Below are 20,038 nucleotides of genomic sequence, written 5' to 3'. Positions count from 1 at the left end.
CGTCAGGCGGCGGGTGGCGTGCCGGCCGGCGCCGGCTCGCCCTCGGCGTCGGCCAGGTCGATGGCCAGGGCCAGGCCGCCCGCCGGGGCCGCCTCGGCGTCCTCGTCCTCGGCGGCCTCCGGGGTGTCAGGCGCGGCGTCGTCCAGCCGCGCCACCAGGCTGGCGTGCAGGTCGAGCGTGAGCAGGTCCATGCCGGTGACGCGCGTGCGCACATGGGTGCCCCGCGGCAGCGGCTCGGTGCCCAGCGCACGGAACACCAGCGGCAGGGTGTCGGCGCGCACCAGGCCGTCCTTCATGACGGTGGCATCGAGTTCGGTCAGACCCTGCTGCTGGATGTGGCGCAGCGTCCAGTAGCGCTCGATCGCGGACTGGAAACCGTTGTAGGCGCTGTACGCGCCGTCGAAGGCGGAGATCACCGAGAACAGCGTGGCGTCCTTGGGCTTGAACGGCGCGGCCAGCGCGGCAGTGCGCCCATGGCGCGCGCAGGCGATGATCTGCCACTGGTTGACCAGGTCCACGTACCGGCGCAGCGGCGAGGTCGCCCAGGTGTACTGCGCCACGCCCATGCCCGCATGCGGGGCCGGCTTGACGCCCATGCGCACCTTCACGCCGGGCGCCAGGCTGGCCTGGCTGCGGTAGATGCCGGGCACACCCAGCTCGGCCAGCCAGCCACCCCAGCGGCTGTTGGCGAGGATCATGGCCTCGGAGACGATGAGGTCCAGCGGCGCGCCGCGACGGCGCTCGGTGATGCGCACGGTCTCGTCGCCCTGCGGCTCCTGCTCGCCCGCGCCGTCCAGCTTGAAGCTGTAGTCGGGCCGGGTGAAGTTCTCCGGCTTGCCGCGCAGCACCTCGCGCGCGGCCTTGAGCGATCGGGCCAGGCGGAAGCAGAAGGCCAACTCGGGCGCGAAGGGGTACTCCGCCGGGGCCTGGCCGTCCAGGCTGGCCTCGGTCACCACGGCGTCGAGCCTGTCGTGCCGCAGGTTGGCCACGATGGGCACGCGTTCCAGCCGTGTCTGGGCGGTGCGCACCTCCAGCGTGGCCTCGTCGATCTCCACGTACAGGCTGACGGCCGGGCAGTCGCGCCCCTCCACCAGCGTGTAGGCCTGGACCACGGCGTCGGGCAGCATGGTGATCTTCCAGCCCGGCATGTAGACGGTGGACAGCCGGTCGCGTGCCACCTTGTCCAGCGCGGAGTCCGGTGTGATGGCCAGGCCGGGCGCGGCGATGTGCACGCCGAAGGTGACGGTGCCCGAGCCCAGCCCCTGCACCGACAGCGCGTCGTCGATCTCGGTGGTCTGCGAATCGTCGATGGAGAAGGCGCGCACGCCCTCGGCCAGCGGCAGCTCGTCGCGCACGGCGGGCGCATCCAGCGCGGGGAAGCCGTGGCCCTTCGGGAAGTGCTCGAACAGGAAGCGCCGCCAGTGGAACTGGTAGGGGCTGGTGATGGCTCCGGCGTCCTGCAGCAGATCGAGCGGCGCGCGCTGGCTGCGCCGCGCCGCCTCGACCACGGCCTTGTACTCCGGCGCGTTCTTGTCCGGGCGGAACAGGATGCGGTAGAGCTGCTCCTGCACCGGCGCGGGGCACTGTCCCGAGGCGAGCTCGGTGGCCCAGGCCTCGATCTGCGCGGCCTGCTGCTTCTTGCGCTCGATGGCCAGCAGGGCGGCCTGCACGACCTCCTGCGGGGCCTTCTTGAACTGGCCCTTGCCGGCGCGGCGGAAGTAGTGCGGCGCCTCGAACAGCCGCACGAGCGTGGCCGCCTGCTGCTCGACCGTGGCCTGGGCACTGAAGTACTCGCGCGCCAGCTCGCCGAAGCCGAAGTCGCCCTCCGGGGCGAACTCCCACGCGAGGTCGAGGTCGATCTCCGCGGAGAGCGCCTGCGCGGCGGCCAGCAGCGCCGCGGGCTGCGGCTTGTCGAAGCGCAGCAGGACATTGGCTGCCTTCACCTTGACGCGCTTGCCCGACTCCAGCTCCACCTGCAGGGAGCTGTCGGCTTCGGACATCACGCGGCCGGCGTGGAACTTCCCGGCGTCATCGAACAGGGCATACATCACGCGGCGGATTGTCCCATCGCGGCCGCGCTGCGTGCGGGCCGTGTGGCCGAGTCGAGCGCGGCGGCCGCCCACACGCCGGCCACGCTGGCCTCGTCCAGGCCCTCGGCCGCCTGCCAGGCGGGGTCGAACAGCGTGTCGGCGTAGCGATCGCCGGCATCGCAGATCAGCGTGACGATGCTGCCGGATTCGCCGCGCGCGGCCATCTCGGCCGCCAGGCAGAGGGCACCCGCGAGGTTGGTGCCCGACGACGGGCCGACGCGCCGGCCGAGCCGCACCGACAGCGCCAGGGCCGCGGCAAAGCTCTGGCGGTCCGGCACGCGCAGCATGCGGTCCACCACCTCCGGCACGAAGGACGGCTCGACGCGCGGCCGGCCGATGCCCTCGATGCGGCCGCGCGCGCCGCTGCGCAGGCTGCCGTCGCCGCCGGCGTAGGCGTCGAAGAAGACCGAATGCTCCGGATCGACCACCGCCAGCCGCGTGGTGGCCAGGGCCTCGCGCCGATAGCGCAGGTAGCGGCCGATGGTGGCCGAGGTGCCGCCGGTGCCCGCCCCGACGACGATCCAGCGCGGCAGCGGGTGAGCCTCATGGCGCATCTGCTCGAAGATGCTGTCGGCGATGTTGTTGTTGCCCCGCCAGTCGGTGGCCCGCTCGGCGTAGGTGAACTGGTCCATGTAGTGGCCGCCGCCCGGGGCGGTGCACCCGCGCGCCAGGCGTTCGGCCTCGGCGTACACCTCCGATGGCGCCACCTCGACGCAGCGGCCGCCGAAGAAGGCGATCTGCGCCAGCTTGGCAGCGGCCGTGCCGCGCGGCACCACGGCCACGAAGGGCAGGCCCAGCAGCCGCGCGAAGTAGGCCTCGGAGATGGCCGTGGAGCCGGAGGACGCCTCGACGATGGTGGTGCCGGGGCCGATCTGCCCGTTGCACAGGCCGTACAGGAACAGCGAGCGCGCCAGCCGGTGCTTGAGGCTGCCGGAGGGGTGGGTGGACTCGTCCTTCAGGTACAGGTCGATGCCGGGCCACTCGGGCAAGGGCAGCGGGATGAGGTGCGTGTCGGCCGAGCGCCGGGCGTCGGCCTCGATGCGCTGCAGCGCGCTGGCGACCCAGTGGCGGTCCATGCTCAGACCGTCATGCCGCCGGAGACCTCCAGCACGGCGCCGTTGACGTAGCTGGCCTCGTCGCTGGCCAGGAAGGCGTACACGTTGGCGATCTCCTCCGGCGTGCCCAGGCGGCGCAGCGGGACCTGCTCGCGCATGTGGTCCAGCACCTTGTCGGGGATGGTGTCGAGGATGGGCGTCTCGATGAAGCCCGGGGCCACCGCATTCACCCGCACGCCCTTGGGGCCGAGTTCGCGGCTCCAGGTCTTGGTGAAGCCGATCACGCCGAACTTGGCGGCGGCGTAGTTGGTCTGGCCGAAGTTGCCGTACAGGCCCACCACCGACGAGGCGTTGAGGATCACGCCCGAGCCCTGCGCCACCATGGTGTCCACCACGGCCTGCGCGCAATGGAACACGCCGCGCAGGTTCACGTCGATCACCTGGTCGAACTGCTCCAGGGTCATCTTCTGCAGGCGGGCGTCGCGCGTGATGCCGGCGTTGTTCACCAGCACGTCGATGCGGCCATGGCGCGCCATCACCGCGGCCACCATCGCGTCCACCTGGGCCCGGTCCGCCACGTTGGCCACCTCGCCCTCGGCGGCACCGCCGGCCTCGCGACAGCGGGCCACGGCGGCGTCCACCGCGTCGCGCTTCAGGTCGCACACCACGACGATGGCGCCTTCACGGGCGAACTTCTCGGCGGTGGCCAGGCCGATGCCCTGGGCGGCGCCGGTGACGAGGCAGACCTTGCCGGCCAGGCGGGGGGAGGCGTGGGAACTCATGGGATCAGGTTCAGGAAGTGCAGGACAAAGGGAAGGTGGTCGTCGAAGTCGCTCAGGCCGTGGTCACTGCCTTGCAGCAGCCGCAGCTGCGCGCCAGCGTAGCGGGCGTGCATCTCGCGCCAGTCGAGCAGCTCGTCGCCCTGGGCGATGACGGCGGCGTAGCGCTCGGGCCGCGTGAGCGCGGCCGGCGCCATCGCGCGCAGCTCGTCCACGAACTCCGGCCGGAAGAAGAAGCGCTCCTGCGGGTCGTGCCAGGCGGTCTGCTCGCCGATGTGGCGCGCGAGGTCGCGCGCGGGGTCCACCGCCGGGTTGAGCACCACCGCGCGGCAGCCGGTGCGCTCGGCCACCACGGTGGCATAGAAGCCGCCCAGCGAGCTGCCCACCACCGCCATGCCGTCCACCGGCCAGGCCGCGATGCCGGCCATGACCTCGTCCATCGCCTGGCGCGGTGACGGCGGCAGCTGCGGGCACCAGAACCGCACGTCCGGCCGGTGCGCGGCCAGCCAGCGCGCCACGGTCTGCGCCTTGGCGGACCGCGGCGAGGAACGGAACCCATGCAGGTACAGCAGGTGGGTCGTCATGCCAGTGCCGACAGCAGCCTGGCGTGGATGCCGCCGAACCCGCCGTTGCTCATGCACAGCACGTGGTCGCCCGGCCGCGCCGCACGCACCACCTGGGCCACCAGGGCATCGATGGTGTCGGCCACCTGGGCTTGTGCGCCCATGGGGGCCAGCGCCTCGCGCGCGTCCCACCCCAGTCCGCCGGCATGGCAGAAGGCGAGGTCGGCCTCCTCCAGCGACCACGGCAGCTGGGCCTTCATGGTCCCCAGCTTCATGGTGTTGGAGCGCGGCTCGAAGACGGCCAGGATGCGCTCCGCCCCGACCTTGCGGCGCAGGCCGTTCACGGTGGTGCGGATGGCCGTCGGATGGTGGGCGAAGTCGTCGTAGACCTTCACCCCACCGGCCTCGCCGCGCAGCTCCAGCCGGCGGCGCACGCCCTGGAAGCTGCCCAGCGCTGCCGCGGCCTGCTCGGCGGCCACGCCCACGTGGTCGGCTGCGGCCAGCGCGGCCAGTGCATTGAGCTGGTTGTGCTCGCCCAGCATCGGCCACTCCACGCGCGCCACCTTCATGGCCCCGCGCAGCACGTCGAACGCCTGCGGCTCGCCGCGCGCCCGCCAGGCACCGGGCTCCTCCTTGCGGGCGCCGAAGCGCTCCACGCCGCTCCAGCAGCCGCGCGCCAGCACGCGCTGCAGCGACTCCTCGCGCGCGTTGACGACCAGCCGCCCTTGCGCGGGCACGGTGCGCACCAGGTGGTGGAACTGCGTCTCGATGGCCGCCAGGTCGGCGAAGATGTCCGCGTGGTCGAACTCGAGGTTGTTCAGGATGGCCGTGCGGGGCCGGTAGTGGACGAACTTGCTGCGCTTGTCGAAGAAGGCCGTGTCGTACTCGTCGGCCTCGATCACGAAGGGACCGCCGGCGCGGCCCAGGCGGGCCGAGACGGCGAAGTTGCCCGGCACGCCGCCCACCAGGAAGCCGGGCGCCTGCCCGGCCTGCTCCAGCACCCACGTCAGCATGGCGGTGGTGGTGGTCTTGCCGTGCGTGCCAGCCACCGCCAGCACGTGACGGCCCTGCAGCACCTGCTCGCTGAGCCACTGCGGGCCGCTGGTGTAGGCCGCGCCGGCATCCAGGATGGCCTCCATCAGCGGGTTGCCGCGCGCGACCACGTTGCCGACGACGAAGACGTCCGGGCGCAGGGCCAGCTGGTCGGCGCCGAAGCCTTCGATCAGGTCGATGCCCAGCGCGCGCAGCTGGTCGCTCATGGGCGGGTAGACGTTGGCGTCGCAGCCGGTGACGCGGTGGCCGGCTTCGCGTGCCAGCGCCGCCACGCCGCCCATGAAGGTGCCGCAGATGCCGAGGATGTGGATGTGCATGACAACAGGCGCGAGGATGGGGCCGCGGCGGGTGGAACACGCCGCGGCGGGGGCCCGGGCGGCCCCGACAGGACTCAGCTGGCGCGCAGGGCGTCGCGCGCAGCGGCCAGCGTGGCCTCGATGTCGGCCTCGGTGTGCGCCGCGCTCACGAAGCCCGCTTCGTACAGGGCCGGCGCCAGGTACACGCCGCGGTCCAGCATGGCATGGAAGAAGCGGTTGAAGCGCTCCTTGTCGGTGGCCATGACCTCGTCGTAGTTCTGCGGCAGGCGCGGGCCGAAGAAGAAGCCGAACATGCCGCCTTCGCTGTCGCTGCAGAAGGGCACGCCTGCCTCGTCCGCAGCACGCTGCAGGCCCTGCACCAGCGTGCGCGTGGTGGCGCCCAGCCGGTCGTGGAAGCCCGGCTTGGCGATCTCGCGCAAGGTGGCCAGGCCGCAGGCGGTGGCGACCGGGTTGCCCGACAGGGTGCCGGCCTGGTACACGGGGCCCAGCGGCGCCAGCTGCTGCATGATCTTGCGCGTGGTGCCGAAGGCCGCCAGCGGCATGCCGCCGCCGATGACCTTGCCGAACACGCTGATGTCGGGGCGGAAGCCCGGCAGGGCGCGTGCATAGACGCTCTGGGCGCTGCCCAGCGCCACGCGGAAGCCGGTCATCACCTCGTCGAACACCAGCAGCGCGCCGTGCTGGTCGCACAGCTCGCGCAGGCGCTTCACGAAGGGCACCGCCGCGCGGACGAAGTTCATGTTGCCGGCGATCGGCTCGATCATCACGCAGGCGATCTCGCTGCCCTGGGCGGCGAACGCCTGCTCGATCTGCTCGATGTCGTTGTAGCGCAGCACCATGGTGTGCTGCACCACCTCGGCCGGCACGCCGGCGCTGGTGGGGTGGCCGAAGGTGGCCAGGCCCGAGCCGGCCTTGACCAGCAGCGCATCGGCATGGCCGTGGTAGCAGCCCTCGAACTTGACGATGCGCGAGCGGCCGGTGGCGCCGCGCGCGAGGCGGATGGCGCTCATCGCGGCCTCGGTGCCGGAGCTGACCAGGCGCACCTGCTCGATGCTGGGCACGTGCCGGATGATCTCCTCGGCCAGCTCGATCTCGCGCTCGGTGGGCGCGCCGAAGCTGAAGCCCTCGCGCGCGGCGCGCAGCACGGCGTCGAGCACGGCGGGGTGGCCGTGGCCCAGGATCATGGGGCCCCAGGAGCCGATGTAGTCGATGTAGCGGTGGCCCTCGGCGTCCCACATGTGGGCGCCCTCGGCGCGCGCGATGAAGCGCGGCGTGCCCCCCACGGCGCGGAAGGCCCGCACGGGCGAGTTCACGCCGCCCGGGATGCTGCGCTGGGCGCGCTCGAACAGCTCGGCGTTGGTGGAGCCGGTCAGGGGATTCAGGCGATCAATGGACACGGCGCGAGCCTCCGGGGGCAGTGGGCGGCTCGGACGCGGCCGGGCCGTCGTCCTCGTCGACATCAGGGGAAGAAGAAGGGGTGCCGTCGGTGCCGGCGGCGGCCTCGTCCTCGGGCGGCAGGGCCCAGAAGAAGCGGTCGGGGACGATGTTGCCCATGCCGGGGCGGAACCCCGCGTCCAGGCTCTGGTCGAGGAACTGCAGCGCCTCGCCCACGGCCGCCTGCAGCTCGGCCTGCACCGCCAGCAGCGCGGCCAGCGCGGCCGACAGGGTGTCTCCCGCGCCGACGAAGCCGACGTCGAACAGCTCGAACTTCTCGCCGGTGAGGGCGCCTTGCGCCGACGCCAGGACGTTGTCGATGAACTGGCCGGTGCTGCCCTTGGGCGGCAGCATCACGCCGGTGACCAGCACGAAGCGCGTGCCGTGCTCGGCCGCGGCCACGGCGAGCTCGCGCGGGGACGCCGGCCGGTCGGAGTCCCAGTCGGGCAGCAGGAAGTCGGTGAGCGTCTTGTGGTTGCCCACCAGCACCTCGGTGGCCGGCAGGATGAGCTCGCGGAAGGCGTCGAGGTAGCTCTGCGCGTCGTCTTCCTCGAGCCAGCCCAGCGACGGCAGGTAGGACACCAGCGGCACTTCGGCGTAGTCGGAGAGGATCTCCGCCACCGCGGACACGTTTTCGGCGGAGCCGAGGAATCCGACCTTGAAACCGGCCAGGGTCACGTCCTCCAATACGTACCGGGCCTGCTCGACGATCGCGTCACCTTCGATGAGGTGCTGGTCGAAGATCTCGGCGGTGTCGCGCATGAGGATGCTGGTGATCACCGGCAGCGCATGCGCGCCCATCGCGGCGATGGTGGCGATGTCGGCCGACAGGCCGCCGGCGCCACTGGGGTCGCTGGCATTGAAGCTCATGACGCAGGCCGGTGCGGCCGCGTCCTGCTCCGGTGTCGCAGCGTCGCTGCCCGGGTCGTGTGGAGGTGTGCTGGTCATGTGTGGAAACCGCCCGCCGGAGAATTTCGCGGCATATTGCGCGCACTTGGAGCGGGAAGTTCAGGGATGTCTGAGCTTTGTGGCGTATGTGCCGATTAACCTTTGGCTTTTGCCGAGAGGCCGTGGCTACAATCCATCGCGATTGTAGTGACCTGGCATAGATAACGTGAGCGATTACAGGACCTGGATGTGCCTCATCTGCGGATGGATTTACGACGAGGCCACCGGGGACGCCGAACACGGTATCGCGCCGGGCACCCGTTGGGACGACGTGCCGATGAACTGGACCTGCCCGGAGTGCGGAGCCCGCAAGGAAGACTTCGAGATGGTCCAGCTCTGACGCGGGTCGTCTTCGCTGTCCTTCACGGCATGCCTGTCAACGGGCATGCACAACACGCATCGTTTGGGGGCGCATGGTGGCCGACACACTGACGGAACACCCGGCGTCGACGACCAGGGTTCTGGTGATCGACGACAGCAACACGATTCGCCGCAGCGCGGAGATCTTTCTCCGCCAGGGCGGCTATGAGGTGGTGCTTGCCGAGGACGGCTTCGACGCCCTGGCCAAGGTCAACGACCACGAGCCGGACATCATCTTCTGCGACATCCTGATGCCGCGGCTGGACGGCTACCAGACCTGCGCCATCATCAAGCGCAACCCGCGCTTCGCGCAGGTCCCGGTGGTGATGCTGTCCTCCAAGGACGGCGTGTTCGACAAGGCGCGCGGCCGGATGGTCGGCTCCGACGACTACCTCACCAAGCCCTTCACCAAGGACCAACTCCTGCGCGTGGTGGCGCACTTCCGTTCCGTCGCCGCCTGATGGCCCGACGCCGCCCGATGCCCGCCTTCGCACCCGCCTGCCGGTGATGCCGGAGCTTTCCATGCCGATCCAGAACATCCTGCTCGTCGACGACTCCAAGACCGAACTCCACCTGCTGTCCGACATGCTGTCGAAGCAGGGCTACTCGGTGCGCACCGCCGAGAACGGCGAGGAGGCCATGCGGCGCCTGTCCGAGGCCAAGCCCGACCTGATCCTGATGGACGTGGTCATGCCCGGCACCAACGGCTTCCAGCTGACCCGCGCCATCACGCGCGACCCGCGCTTCACCGGCGTGCCGGTCATCATGTGCACCAGCAAGAACCAGGAGACCGACAAGGTCTGGGGCATGCGCCAGGGTGCGCGTGACTACGTCGTCAAGCCGGTGGACGCGAACGAACTGCTGGCCAAGATCAAGGCCCTGGGCTGATGTCGAACAAGGACGCCCTGCGCGAGCTTCAGCTGCGGCTGGCCAACCGGCTGCAGGCGGCGCGCGAACGCCCGCGGGCGGCGGGCTGGCTGGCCGTGGAGTGCGCAGGCATCGGCCTGCTGCTGCCGCTGGCCCAGGCAGGCGAGATCCATCCGGCCCGCCAGGTGGCTGCGGTGCCGCACGCCAAGCCCTGGATGGCCGGGGTGGCCAACCTGCGCGGCCAGCTGCACACGGTCGTCGACCTGGCGGCCTTCCTGCACCTGCGTCCGCCCGTTCCCGTGGCGGCGCCGCGGCAGGGCGCGCAGCTGGTCATGCTGAATCCGTCGCTGCGCGTGAACGCGGCCCTGCTCGTCGACCGCCTTGCCGGCCTGCGTGATGCCGAGCAGCTCGAGCCGCTGCCCGGCGATGCCGCGCCCCGGCCCGGCTTCGCCGGCGACCGCTGGCGCGATGCCACCGGCCGCGAGTGGCAGGCGCTCGACCTGGCCGCGCTGGCGCTCGACCCCCTGTTTCTGGACGTGGCGGCGTGACCGCCATCCCTTTGCCTGAGAGCCGTCGCCGCGCCTGGCCGTGCGGCCTGTGAGAGGACATGATGAATCTGAACGATTCCCCGAAGAGCTCCGCCGGCGAGGGCGCCGACTTGCAGGGCGCCGGCCTGGCCGTGACCCCGTCGTCCGGTGACCGCGAGGTCGATCTGCTGTTGAGCGAGATCGACGAGCGGCTGGCCAACCAGGCCAGCACGCCGGTGGCCGACGCCTTCGACAGCATGTCCATCCCGCTCGACGAGATGCCGCTGGCCGCCGCCGTGTCGGCCGGCTACACGCCGCCGATGTCCGGTCCCTCCACGCTGCCGCCGCAGGACCCGCCGGTGGACGTGTTCAGTGCCGACACCCACCAGGCCGCGCTGGGCGAAGCCCTGGCGGCGGTGGCGCCGGCCGGCATTGCCGCTGCAGCGGTGGCTGCCCCCAGCGCGCCCGCGGCCCCGGCGGAGCCGGCGTCGGCGCCTGCGGCCGAGGCGGCTGCGGCGGTGCCCGCCTCCCTGCCGCTCATCGGCAAGCGCAGCGCCGCGCAGCAGCAGCGCCTGCTGTTCGGCATGGTGGGCGGCGGCGCCACGCTGTTCGTGCTCATCGGCGCCCTGGCGCTGAATGCGGCGGACAAGCAGGCCGGCCAGCTGGCCGCCACCGGCCAGGCGCTGATGCAGTCGCAGCGCCTCGCCAAGTCGGTGTCGCAGGCCCTGATCGGCAGCCCCGTGGCCTTCCCCGAGCTGAAGGAAAGCGGCGAGGTGCTCGCCCGCAACCTGCGCGGCCTGGCCGAGGGCAATGACCAGGTCGATCGTGCACCGGCCGAGGTGCAGGAATCGCTGGCCCCGCTGCTGCCGCTGCTGGAACGCGCCGAGAAGAACGGCAAGACCGTGCTGGACCAGCAGAAGACGCTGACCCAGGTCGGCCAGGCGCTGCGCCTGATCAACCGCCAGTCGTCGGACCTGCTGGAGATCGCCGAGACGGTGAACTCGCTGAAGCTGCAGGCCGGCGCCTCGGCGTCCGAGCTGTCCGCGGTGGGCCAGCTGGTGATGCTGACGCAGCGCATCGGCAAGAGCGCCAACGAGTTCCTGACGCTCGAGGGCGTGAGCCCCGAGGCGGTGTTCCTGCTCGGCAAGGACCTCAACTCCTTCCGCGAGATCGCCGACGGCCTGCTCAAGGGCAACCCCGAGCTGCGCCTGCCGGGCACGAAGGACCCGCAGACGCGCGAGAGCCTCGAACAGCTGATCACCCAGTACGAGCAGACCCGCACGCAGGCCAGCGCCATCCTGGGCAACCTGCAGGGCCTGGTCTCCGCCCGTGAGGCGCAGGCGGCCATCGTGGGCGACTCCGAACCGCTGCGCAAGGGCCTGGAGGCCGTGCAGACGGGCCTCGAGTCCCAGGGCGGCCTGGCCGGCTGGCACATCGTGGTCATGGCGCTGTCCGTCATCACCGCGGCGCTGGGCGGCTCGGGGCTGCTGCGCCTGTACGTGGCCAACCAGGCGCTGCGCGCCCAGCAGGCCGAGGAGCAGGAGCGCGAGGCCAAGCGCGTCAACGACGCCAACCAGGCGGCCATTCTGCGGCTGATGAACGAACTGCAGACGGTGGCCGAGGGCGACCTGACGCAGCAGGCCACCGTGACCGAGGACATCACCGGCGCCATCGCCGACTCGGTGAACTACACCGTGGAAGAGCTGCGCAACCTGGTGGCCCAGGTGCAGGGCACGGCGGCCCGGGTGACGCAGACCACGCAGCAGGTGGAGGCCACCTCCACCGAGCTGCTGGCCGCATCCACCGAGCAGCTGCGCGAGATCCGCGAGACCGGCGAGTCGGTGCTGCAGATGGCCAGCCGAATCAACCAGGTGTCCGCCCAGGCCCAGCAGTCGGCCGAGGTGGCGCGCCAGTCGCTGCAGGTGACGGCCAACGGCCGCCAGGCGGTGCAGGATTCCATCGGCGGCATGAACGCCATCCGCGAGCAGATCCAGGAAACGTCCAAGCGCATCAAGCGGCTGGGCGAGTCCTCGCAGGAGATCGGCGAAATCACCGAGCTGATCTCGGACATTACCGAGCAGACGAACGTACTGGCGCTGAACGCCGCCATCCAGGCCGCCTCGGCCGGCGAAGCCGGTCGCGGCTTCTCGGTGGTGGCCGAGGAAGTGCAGCGGCTGGCCGAACGCTCCGCCGACGCGACGCGCCAGATCGCGGCGCTGGTGAAGACCATTCAGACCGACACCCAGGATGCGGTGGCGGCCATGGAGCAGTCCACCCAGGGCGTGGTGCAGGGGGCGAAGCTGTCCGACGCCGCCGGCTCGGCGCTGGTGGACATCGACCGCGTGACGCGCGAGCTGTCCGGCCTGATCGAGGACATCTCGCAGGAAGCGCGCCGCGAGGCCGAATCCGCCAACGTGGTGGCCGCCAACATCCAGCACATCTTCGCGGTGACCGAGCAGACCGGCGAGGGCACGCGCTCCACGGCGCAGATGGTGCACGAGCTGTCCCGCACCGCCGACGAGCTGCGCCAGTCGGTTGAACGGTTCAAGATCGCCTGACGCCCGGCCGCCCGCCGCCCGCCGCCCCTGTCGTCGACGAGACGACGCTCCATCAGCGACCGCCCATGGATTCCAACCGTGATCAACCCCTGGCCGGCGACCTGAGCGCGCTGGCGTGGGTGCAGGACGAGCTGCGCCGCACCCTCGACCAGGCGCACAAGGCGCTGCGCCGCCACCTGCGCGAGCTCGAGCAGCGCGGCGCCGTGGAGCCGGATGGCGAGGCCGTCGTGCCGACCGCCGTGCTGCAGGCGCGCACCCTCATCCACCAGGGTGCGGGCGCGTTGCACATGATCGGCCTGCCCGCGGCCGCGCGGGTGCTGGCGGCCAGCGAGCAGGCGGTGGCCCGCCTGGCCGACCGCGCCGCGCCCTTCGACGAGGCCGCCGTGCAGGCGGTCGAGCAGGCGTCCTTCGCCCTGCTGGATTACCTGCGCCGTGCGCTCGCCGGCCAACCGGAATCGCCCCTCACGCTGTTCCCGCAGTACCAGGCGGTGCTGGCCATCGCCAAGGCCGAGCGCATCCACCCGGCCGACCTGTGGGAAGCCACCGAGCAGGCCGAACCGGTGCCCACCTGGGATTCGGGCTTCGCCCCGCTGGAGCCCGATCCCCAGGTGCATGCCGCCATCGAGAGCGCGATGCTCAAGGTGCTGCGCCACCACGACAGCGCCTCGTTGCAGCGCATGAGCGACCTGTTCGCCGGCCTGTCCGAGACGGCCGAGGGCCGGGCCGCGGCGCTGTGGCAGCTGGCCTCTGCCTTCTTCGAGGGGCAGGCGGTGGGCGCGCTCAAGCCCGACCTCTACACCAAGCGGCTCGTCTCCCGGCTGCTGGCGCAGCTGCGCGCGGTGGAACGCGGCGCCACCGACGGCCCGGCGCGCCTGCTGCGTGACCTGCGGTTCTTCTGCGCCCAGGCACGCCCCATGGCCGGCGAAGTGGCTCCGCGGCTGGCCCAGGTGCGCGCCGGCATGCGGCTCGGTGATGCCGAGCCCGTGGACTACACCCGCAGCCCGCTGGGCCGCTTCGACCCGGCCCTGCTGCCGCTGGCGCGCCGCCGCGTGGCGGCGCTGAAGGAGAGCTGGTCCGCGCTGGTCGCGGGCGACGCCGCCCTGGGCGCTGCCGTGCCCGAGCAGGGCGCGCTGGTCGCCGAGTCCGTGCGGCAGCTCTATCCCCGGGGCGACGGCCTGGCCGAGGCCCTGCTGGCGGCCACGCAGCGCGGCAGCGCGCCCTCGCCGGCGATGGCGATGGAGGTGGCCACGGCGCTGCTGTGCGTGGACGCGTCCCTCGACGACGTGGACCTGGCCGGCGACGCCATGCAGGAGCGCGTGCAGCGCCTGGCCGACCGGCTGTCCACCGTGCACACCGGGGGCGAGCAGCCGCCGGTCGAGCCCTGGATGGAGGCGCTGTACCGCGAGGTGTCCGACCGCCAGACCATGGGCAGCGTCGTGCAGGAGCTGCGCGCCTCGCTGGCCGAGGTGGAGCAGCGCCTGGACCGCTTCAGCCGCCATCCGGACGACCGCGAGGCGCTGGGCGCGGTGCCCGGCGCGCTGGCGTCCATGCGCGGCGTGCTGTCGGTGCTGGGCCTGGACCAGGCCTCGCACGCCGTGCAGCGCATGCGCGAGGACATCGAGGCGGTCATGGCCGCCCCGGCCGACGCCAGCGAAATGGCCTTGCAGCTGGTCGACAACGTCGGCGCGCTGTCGTTCATGATCGACATGCTGGGCGTGCAGCCGCAGCTGGCGAAGTCGCTGTTCCGCTTCGATGCGGCCACCGGGCGCTTCGCCGCCGTGATGGGCCATGCCCGCGCTGCCGAGCCGACGCTGCCCACGGCCGAGACCGAGCTCATCGAGCAGGTGCAGACGCTGGCCGACTCCGCCACCGACGAGCGCCTGTCCGACGCCGACCTCTCCCGCACGCTGGACAGCCTCACCCACCACGCCGTGGCGGCCGATGCCCCGCAGCTGGCCGAGAAGGCGGCCCAGGCGCGGGACGCCCTGACCAGCGCCACCAACGACGCCGAGCGCGACGCCGCGCGCGCGGGCATCGCCAGTTCGCTGGGCGAGTTCGTGGCCCGCCAGGAAATGACGCCGCCGCCGGAATCGCCGCGCAGCCGGCCCATGCCGTTGGACGACGAGCCGGACGACATGCGCGAGATCTTCTTCGAAGAGGCGCGCGAGGTGGTCGAGACGGCACGGGCGGCCCTGCAGGACCTGGAGAACCATCCCCAGGATCTGGAGGCGCTGACGACGGTGCGCCGCGCCTTCCACACGCTCAAGGGCAGCTCCCGCATGGTGGGCCTGCGCGACTACGGCGAGGCGGCCTGGGCCTGCGAGCAGCTCTACAACACCCGCCTGGCGGAAGCCCAGGCAGAGGCGGACACGGCGCTGCGCGACTTCAGCGGCCGTGCACTGGACAGCTTCGCGCAGTGGGTGGAGTCGCTTGCCGAAGGCCGTGGCGAACTGCCCGACCACGGCCGCGCACTCGTGGCCGAAGCCCATGCGCTGCGCCTGCGCCAGCCCGTGGCCACGGCCCCGGCCCCGGCCCCGACGCCAGCCCCCGCGCCGGTGCCGGCCCCGGCCCCGGCCGCGCCGGCCGCAGACGCCGTCGCATCGGCCGCCGAGACGCTGCCCATGGACCTGGCGCCCGAGCCGGAGCCGCCGGCGCCCGCGCCGCTGCTCGGCGCCGACGCGTTTGAACTGCCGGCCGACGAGCCCACCACCTTCCGCCTGCCGCCGGCCACGGCGGCGCCCTCGCCCGCGGCCGTGGAATGGGCCTCGACCGCCGAGGTGCCGCTGTTCGACGCCCTGGCCTCGTCCCGCGGCGACGGCCCGGCGACGGTGGACCTCGAGCTGGACCTGTCCTGGCCCCAGGAGCCGGTTGCGGCCGACGCGCCGACGACCGCGCCGATGGCAGCCGCGGAGCCGGCGGCCGACGCGGCCGAGCCGGAGCCGGACCACGCCGAGCGCTACAAGGTGGTCGGCCCGCTGCGCATCCAGATCGCGCTGTTCAACATCTTCCTGAACGAGGCGGACGAGCAGTCCCGCCGTCTCGGCGTGGAGATCGCCGAGTGGCAGCATGAGCTGCCGCGCCCGGTGAGCGAGGCCGCCATCGCACTGGCCCACTCGCTGGCCGGGAACTCCGCCGCCGTGGGCTACAGCGACCTGTCGAACCTGGCCCGGCGCCTGGAACACGGGCTCGAGCGCTCGGCCGCCCGTGGCATGGCCCACGCCGCCGAGGTGCAGCTGTTCGCCGATGTGGCCGAAGAGATCCGGCGCCTGCTGCACCAGTTCGCTGCCGGCTTCCTCAAGCCCGTGGCCCCCGAGCTGCTGGCGCGGCTGGACGCCCACGAGGCGCACGAGGCCCAGGAGGCCCTGGCCGCCGGCCGGTCCGAACTGGCCCCGCTGGAGGCCGACGTGGCCGAGCCGGTCGACCTGCCCGAGCTGGCGTCGCCGGACCAGGCCGACGAGCCCCTGCCCCTGCCCGAGTGCAGCGAGCTGCCAGCCGACGCGGCCCTGGCCGCCGAGCCGGTGGAGTCGATGCCGGAGCCGACCGCTGAGCCGATCTCGGAGACGGCACCCGAGCCGACCGCTGGGACGATCTCGCAGCCGACACCCGAGCCGATGGTCGACGGGCTGCCGGCCGCCGAGACGCAGGCGGACGAGCCCGCTCCGGTGCCGGCTGAAGAAGACCTGGCCGTGAACGCCCCCGCGGTCGAGGCAGCCGAGGACACCGGAGAGACCCACGCCACCCGGCAGGCGCCGCTGGGTGCGGTGCGCTTCACCGCGCTGGACGAGCCGGCCGCACCGGCCGAAGAGCGCCCGCTGGCCGCCGCACCGGCTGCCCGCGATGCCGTCTGGGGCGACATCCGCGAGGACCTCGACACCGAGGACGCGATCGACGAAGAGCTGATCGCGATCTTCATGGACGAAGGGCGGGAGCTGCTGCCCGCGCTGGCCGAGGCCGTGCGCGAGTGGGAGGCCCATCCTGCCCAGGAGCAGCCTGCGGTGTCGGCGATGCGGGTGCTGCACACGCTCAAGGGCAGTGCCCGGCTCGCGGGCGCCATGCGCCTGGGCGAGATCGCCCACCGGCTGGAGACGGCCATCGGCGTCGTGCGCGCCCAGGGCGGGGCGGATGCAGCCGTGCTGGCGCAGCTGTTCAACGGCGTGGACGCGCTGGCCGAGGAGTTCGAACGCCTGCAGGCCGGCCCCCTGGTGGCCGACACCGCGGCGCCCGCTGCCACGGAGGGGCGCGACGCCGGCCCGGCCGCGGTGGCCGCACCGGCGGTGCCCACGCTGACCGAGGCCCTGCCCACGGTGTCCGTGGTGGCCGTCGACGCACCGGCGATGCTGCCGGCGGCAGGGCTGCTGGAGCCCTTCGCGGCACCCGCAGCGCCGACGCCCTCGCCGGCGTCGGCCGGGGCGCCCGCCCAGGCCGACGCCGCGGGCACGCCTGCGGCGCCGACGGGCATCGACTGGGCACGGTTCGTCCGCCCGGTGCCCGCGGAGGCCGCCGCCCTGGCAGGCACCTCCGCCGCCGAGGCCGGCAGCGCCATCGTGCGCGTGCGCGCACCGCTGCTGGAACGCCTGGTCACGCATGCGGGCGAGGTGGGCATTGCCCGCGCCCGCATCGAGACCGACATGACCCAGCTGCAGGGCGCGCTGAAGGAGCTGACGGACAACCTGGACCGCCTGCGTCGGCAGTTGCGTGACCTGGAGCTCCAGGCCGAGACGCAGATGGCCTCCCGGATGGAGGCGGCGCGCCAGGCGCACCAGGCCTTCGACCCGCTCGAGATGGACCGCTTCACCCGCGTGCAGGAGCTCACCCGCATGCTGGCCGAGTCCGTGGGCGACGTGGGCACGGTGCAGCGCGGCATCCAGCAGACGCTGCAGAGCACCGAGGACCAGCTGGCCGTGCAGGCGCGGCTCACGCGCGAACTGCAGGACGACCTGCTGCGCGCGCGCATGGTGCAGTTCGACACCCTGTCCGACCGCCTCTACCGCGTGGTGCGCCAGGCTGCCAAGGAATCGGGCAAGCAGGTGCGCCTGAACCTCGTGGGCGGCGCCATCGAACTCGACCGCAGCGTGCTCGACCGCATGGCGCCGGCCTTCGAGCACCTGCTGCGCAATGCGGTGGTGCACGGCATCGAGTCGCCGGCCCTGCGCCAGGCGGTGGGCAAGGACGCGGCGGGCCAGATCGAGATCGTGCTGCAGCAGGCGGGCAACGAAGTGCGCATCGACGTGCGCGACGACGGTGCCGGCCTGAACCTGGCGCGCATCGCGGACCGTGCCCGCCAGCTGGGCGTGCTCTCGCCCGACGCGCGGCCCACCGAGGCCGAGCTCGCCGGCCTGATCTTCCAGCCGGGCTTCTCGACCGCCGACCAGGTCACCGAGCTCGCGGGCCGGGGCGTGGGCATGGACGTCGTGCGCGCTGAGGTCACCTCGCTCGGCGGCCGCATCGAAACCGCCAGCGCGACCGGCCGCGGCACCGCCTTCCAGCTGCTGCTGCCGCTGACCACCGCCGTCACCCAGGTGGTGGCGCTGGCCTGCGGCGAGTTGCAGGTGGCCGTGCCCGCCACGCTGGTGGAAACCGTGCGCCGGGTGCCGGTGGACGAGGTCGAAGCCGCCTACCGCAGCGGCCTGCTGCGGCATGGCGATCAGGACCTGCCGTTCTTCTGGCTGGGCAGCCTGCTGCAGCATGGCGTGCGGGGCACGACGGAAGGCCGCACGGCCAGCATCGTCATCGCCCGCAGTGCGGACCAGCGCGTGGCGCTGCACGTCAGCCAGATCGTCGGCAACCAGGAAGTGGTGGTCAAGAACCTGGGCCCGCAGCTCGCCCGCCTGCCCGGGCTGGCCGGCATGTCGCTGCTGGCCAACGGCGAGACCGTGCTCATCTACAACCCGGTGGCGCTGGCCACGGTGTACGGGGCCGACGCGCGGCAGCGCCTGCTGCAGTGGCAGGCGGGCCAGGCGGCGGGCGAACGCACGCCCGAGCCGGCCGCGGACCTGGTCGCGCCGGTCACCGAGGCCGCCGTGCCGCGCGAGGAGAACCGGGCGCCCCTGGTGCTGGTGGTGGACGACTCGCTCACCGTGCGCCGGGTCACCCAGCGCCTGCTGCAGCGTGAGGGCTACCGCGTCACGCTGGCGCGCGACGGCCTGGATGCGCTGGAGAAGCTGGCCGACGAGCGGCCGGCCGTCATGCTCAGCGACATCGAGATGCCCCGCATGGACGGCTTCGACCTGGTGCGCAACGTGCGCGGCGATGCCCGCCTGCACGACCTGCCGGTGGTCATGATCACCTCGCGCATCGCGCAGAAGCACCGTGAGCACGCGCAGGAGTTGGGCGTGGACCACTATCTCGGCAAGCCTTACGACGAGGAAGCGCTGCTGGCGCTGGTACGCTCGTACGCCTACCCGGCCGTCCCGGCCTGAGGCGGCCGAGGCGGTACCCATCCCATGTCCCAGATCGTCGACCAGCTGGCGGACCTGACCGGTCTGCGTGACCGCGACACGCTCGACGTGTCGCTGGTCACCTCCATCCGTGACCTCGTGCAGCGCGGCAGCGTCGCCGTCCACCGTGTCGTCGGCGACCCGGGGGACGAACGCTGGCTGACGCGAGCCACGCTGGGGGCCGACGACGTGGCCGCGCGGGCGGATTCCTCCTGGGCCGACCCGCGTGCGCTGCCGGTGCTCGAGCAGTTCCCCGAGCGCCTGCGCTGCCTGCGCAGCGCCACCGACATCGAGACCGTGGACCGCAGCAACGGCCAGACCACCCTGCTGTTGCCGCTGCCGTCCGACACCGGCGTGGCGGGCGTGGTCGAGGTCAGCACCGGCGCGCCGCTGGACGAGGCGGTGCGCCGCCTGCTGGGCGGGGTGCTGCGCATCTACCGCAACGTGCAGGGCCTGCTCGACTACAGCGAGCGCGACACCCTCACCGGCCTGCTCAACCGCAAGAGCTTCGACGAGACCTTCTACAAGGCCTCTGCCGCCGCGGTCCCCCTGCCGCTGGGCACGCAGGCGAACGACCGCCGCCAGGGCGGGCCCGCCGGCTTCTGGCTGGGCGTGGTGGACATCGACCACTTCAAGCAGGTCAACGACCGGTTCGGCCACCTCATCGGCGACGAGGTGCTCCTGCTGCTGTCGCGCATCATGCGCAGTTGCTTCCGCTTCTACGACCAGCTCTACCGCTTCGGCGGCGAGGAGTTCGTGGTGCTGCTGCGCTGCACCGGCGAGGACGATGCCCAGGCCGCGCTCGAGCGGTTCCGCGAGGCCGTGCGCGGCTACGCGTTCCCGCAGGTCGATCGCATCACCGTCAGCGTGGGCTTCACCGACGTGCGCCACGGTGACACACCCAGCGCCGCCGTGGAACGCGCCGACCGTGCCGTCTACTGGGCCAAGAACCACGGGCGCGACCAGGTGCGCTGCCACGCCGCGCTGGTGCGCGAGGGCCGGCTCGAGGACGAGCACAAGGCCGGCGACATCGACCTGTTCTGAGGCCGG

The 20,038-nt window shown here is 72.5% G+C and carries 14 protein-coding genes; 7 read left to right on the top strand and 7 right to left on the bottom strand.

Translation table 11 applies throughout. From position 1 onward, the window contains the following. Positions 1-2: 2 nt before the first annotated feature. The 7 genes from ACE3UN_RS15820 to ACE3UN_RS15790 all read right to left on the bottom strand — a co-directional run bounded on the left by ACE3UN_RS15820 (position 3) and on the right by ACE3UN_RS15790 (position 8,239). A complete protein-coding gene (locus ACE3UN_RS15820; protein ID WP_374675990.1) occupies positions 3-2,048 on the bottom strand; it encodes a ribonuclease catalytic domain-containing protein in 2,046 nt (681 codons plus the stop codon). Continuing rightward, on the bottom strand, positions 2,048-3,166 hold the full coding sequence (locus ACE3UN_RS15815) for a PLP-dependent cysteine synthase family protein (protein WP_374675938.1): 1,119 nt from the start codon (positions 3,164-3,166) through the stop codon (positions 2,048-2,050). The genes ACE3UN_RS15820 and ACE3UN_RS15815 overlap by 1 nt, the downstream gene beginning before the upstream one ends. Positions 3,167-3,168: 2 nt before the next feature. Beyond that, a complete protein-coding gene (gene fabG, locus ACE3UN_RS15810) occupies positions 3,169-3,927 on the bottom strand; it encodes a 3-oxoacyl-ACP reductase FabG (RefSeq protein WP_374675937.1) in 759 nt (252 codons plus the stop codon). Then, positions 3,924-4,508, bottom strand: a complete 585-nt coding sequence (locus tag ACE3UN_RS15805; RefSeq protein ID WP_374675936.1) for a YqiA/YcfP family alpha/beta fold hydrolase — start codon at positions 4,506-4,508, stop codon at positions 3,924-3,926. The genes fabG and ACE3UN_RS15805 overlap by 4 nt, the downstream gene beginning before the upstream one ends. Continuing rightward, positions 4,505-5,857 carry a UDP-N-acetylmuramate:L-alanyl-gamma-D-glutamyl-meso-diaminopimelate ligase gene (gene mpl / locus ACE3UN_RS15800; protein ID WP_374675935.1) on the bottom strand — a complete coding sequence of 451 codons (1,353 nt, stop codon included), beginning with the start codon at positions 5,855-5,857 and terminating at the stop codon, positions 4,505-4,507. The genes ACE3UN_RS15805 and mpl overlap by 4 nt, the downstream gene beginning before the upstream one ends. A 74-nt stretch (positions 5,858-5,931) precedes the next feature. After that, complete coding sequence (gene hemL, locus ACE3UN_RS15795; RefSeq protein WP_374675934.1) at positions 5,932-7,317, bottom strand: glutamate-1-semialdehyde 2,1-aminomutase; 1,386 nt, start codon at positions 7,315-7,317, stop codon at positions 5,932-5,934. Beyond that, positions 7,244-8,239 (bottom strand): hydroxymethylpyrimidine/phosphomethylpyrimidine kinase, encoded by a 996-nt coding sequence (locus ACE3UN_RS15790; RefSeq protein WP_374675933.1) that lies wholly within the window; start codon positions 8,237-8,239, stop codon positions 7,244-7,246. Before ACE3UN_RS15790 ends, hemL begins: the two co-directional genes overlap by 74 nt. A 187-nt stretch (positions 8,240-8,426) precedes the next feature. Here ACE3UN_RS15790 and ACE3UN_RS15785 point away from each other — a divergent pair, with 187 nt between their 5' ends. The 7 genes from ACE3UN_RS15785 (at position 8,427) to ACE3UN_RS15755 (ending at position 20,032) form a co-directional block, all read left to right on the top strand. Continuing rightward, the gene (locus ACE3UN_RS15785; protein ID WP_374675989.1) at positions 8,427-8,579 is read left to right on the top strand and encodes a rubredoxin; all 153 of its coding nucleotides are present in this window, start codon (positions 8,427-8,429) and stop codon (positions 8,577-8,579) included. Positions 8,580-8,652: 73 nt separating this feature from the next. After that, complete coding sequence (locus tag ACE3UN_RS15780; protein WP_374675932.1) at positions 8,653-9,060, top strand: PleD family two-component system response regulator; 408 nt, start codon at positions 8,653-8,655, stop codon at positions 9,058-9,060. Positions 9,061-9,121: 61 nt separating this feature from the next. After that, positions 9,122-9,487 (top strand): response regulator transcription factor, encoded by a 366-nt coding sequence (locus tag ACE3UN_RS15775; RefSeq protein WP_374675931.1) that lies wholly within the window; start codon positions 9,122-9,124, stop codon positions 9,485-9,487. Then, positions 9,487-10,014, top strand: a complete 528-nt coding sequence (locus ACE3UN_RS15770; RefSeq protein WP_374675930.1) for a chemotaxis protein CheW — start codon at positions 9,487-9,489, stop codon at positions 10,012-10,014. Before ACE3UN_RS15775 ends, ACE3UN_RS15770 begins: the two co-directional genes overlap by 1 nt. Before the next feature lie 299 nt (positions 10,015-10,313). Next, positions 10,314-12,551, top strand: a complete 2,238-nt coding sequence (locus tag ACE3UN_RS15765; RefSeq protein ID WP_374675988.1) for a methyl-accepting chemotaxis protein — start codon at positions 10,314-10,316, stop codon at positions 12,549-12,551. A gap of 65 nt (positions 12,552-12,616) precedes the next feature. Then, a complete protein-coding gene (locus ACE3UN_RS15760) occupies positions 12,617-18,970 on the top strand; it encodes an Hpt domain-containing protein (protein ID WP_374675929.1) in 6,354 nt (2,117 codons plus the stop codon). 24 nt (positions 18,971-18,994) lie between these two features. Further along, entirely contained in the window at positions 18,995-20,032 is a 1,038-nt protein-coding gene (locus ACE3UN_RS15755; RefSeq protein ID WP_374675928.1) for a GGDEF domain-containing protein, read from the top strand. The last annotated feature ends 6 nt before the right edge of the window (positions 20,033-20,038 follow it).

The organism is Ideonella sp. (assembly GCF_041918995.1).
Lineage (GTDB): Bacteria > Pseudomonadota > Gammaproteobacteria > Burkholderiales > Burkholderiaceae_C > Ideonella.
This window is presented reverse-complemented; position numbering and strand designations above follow the sequence as displayed.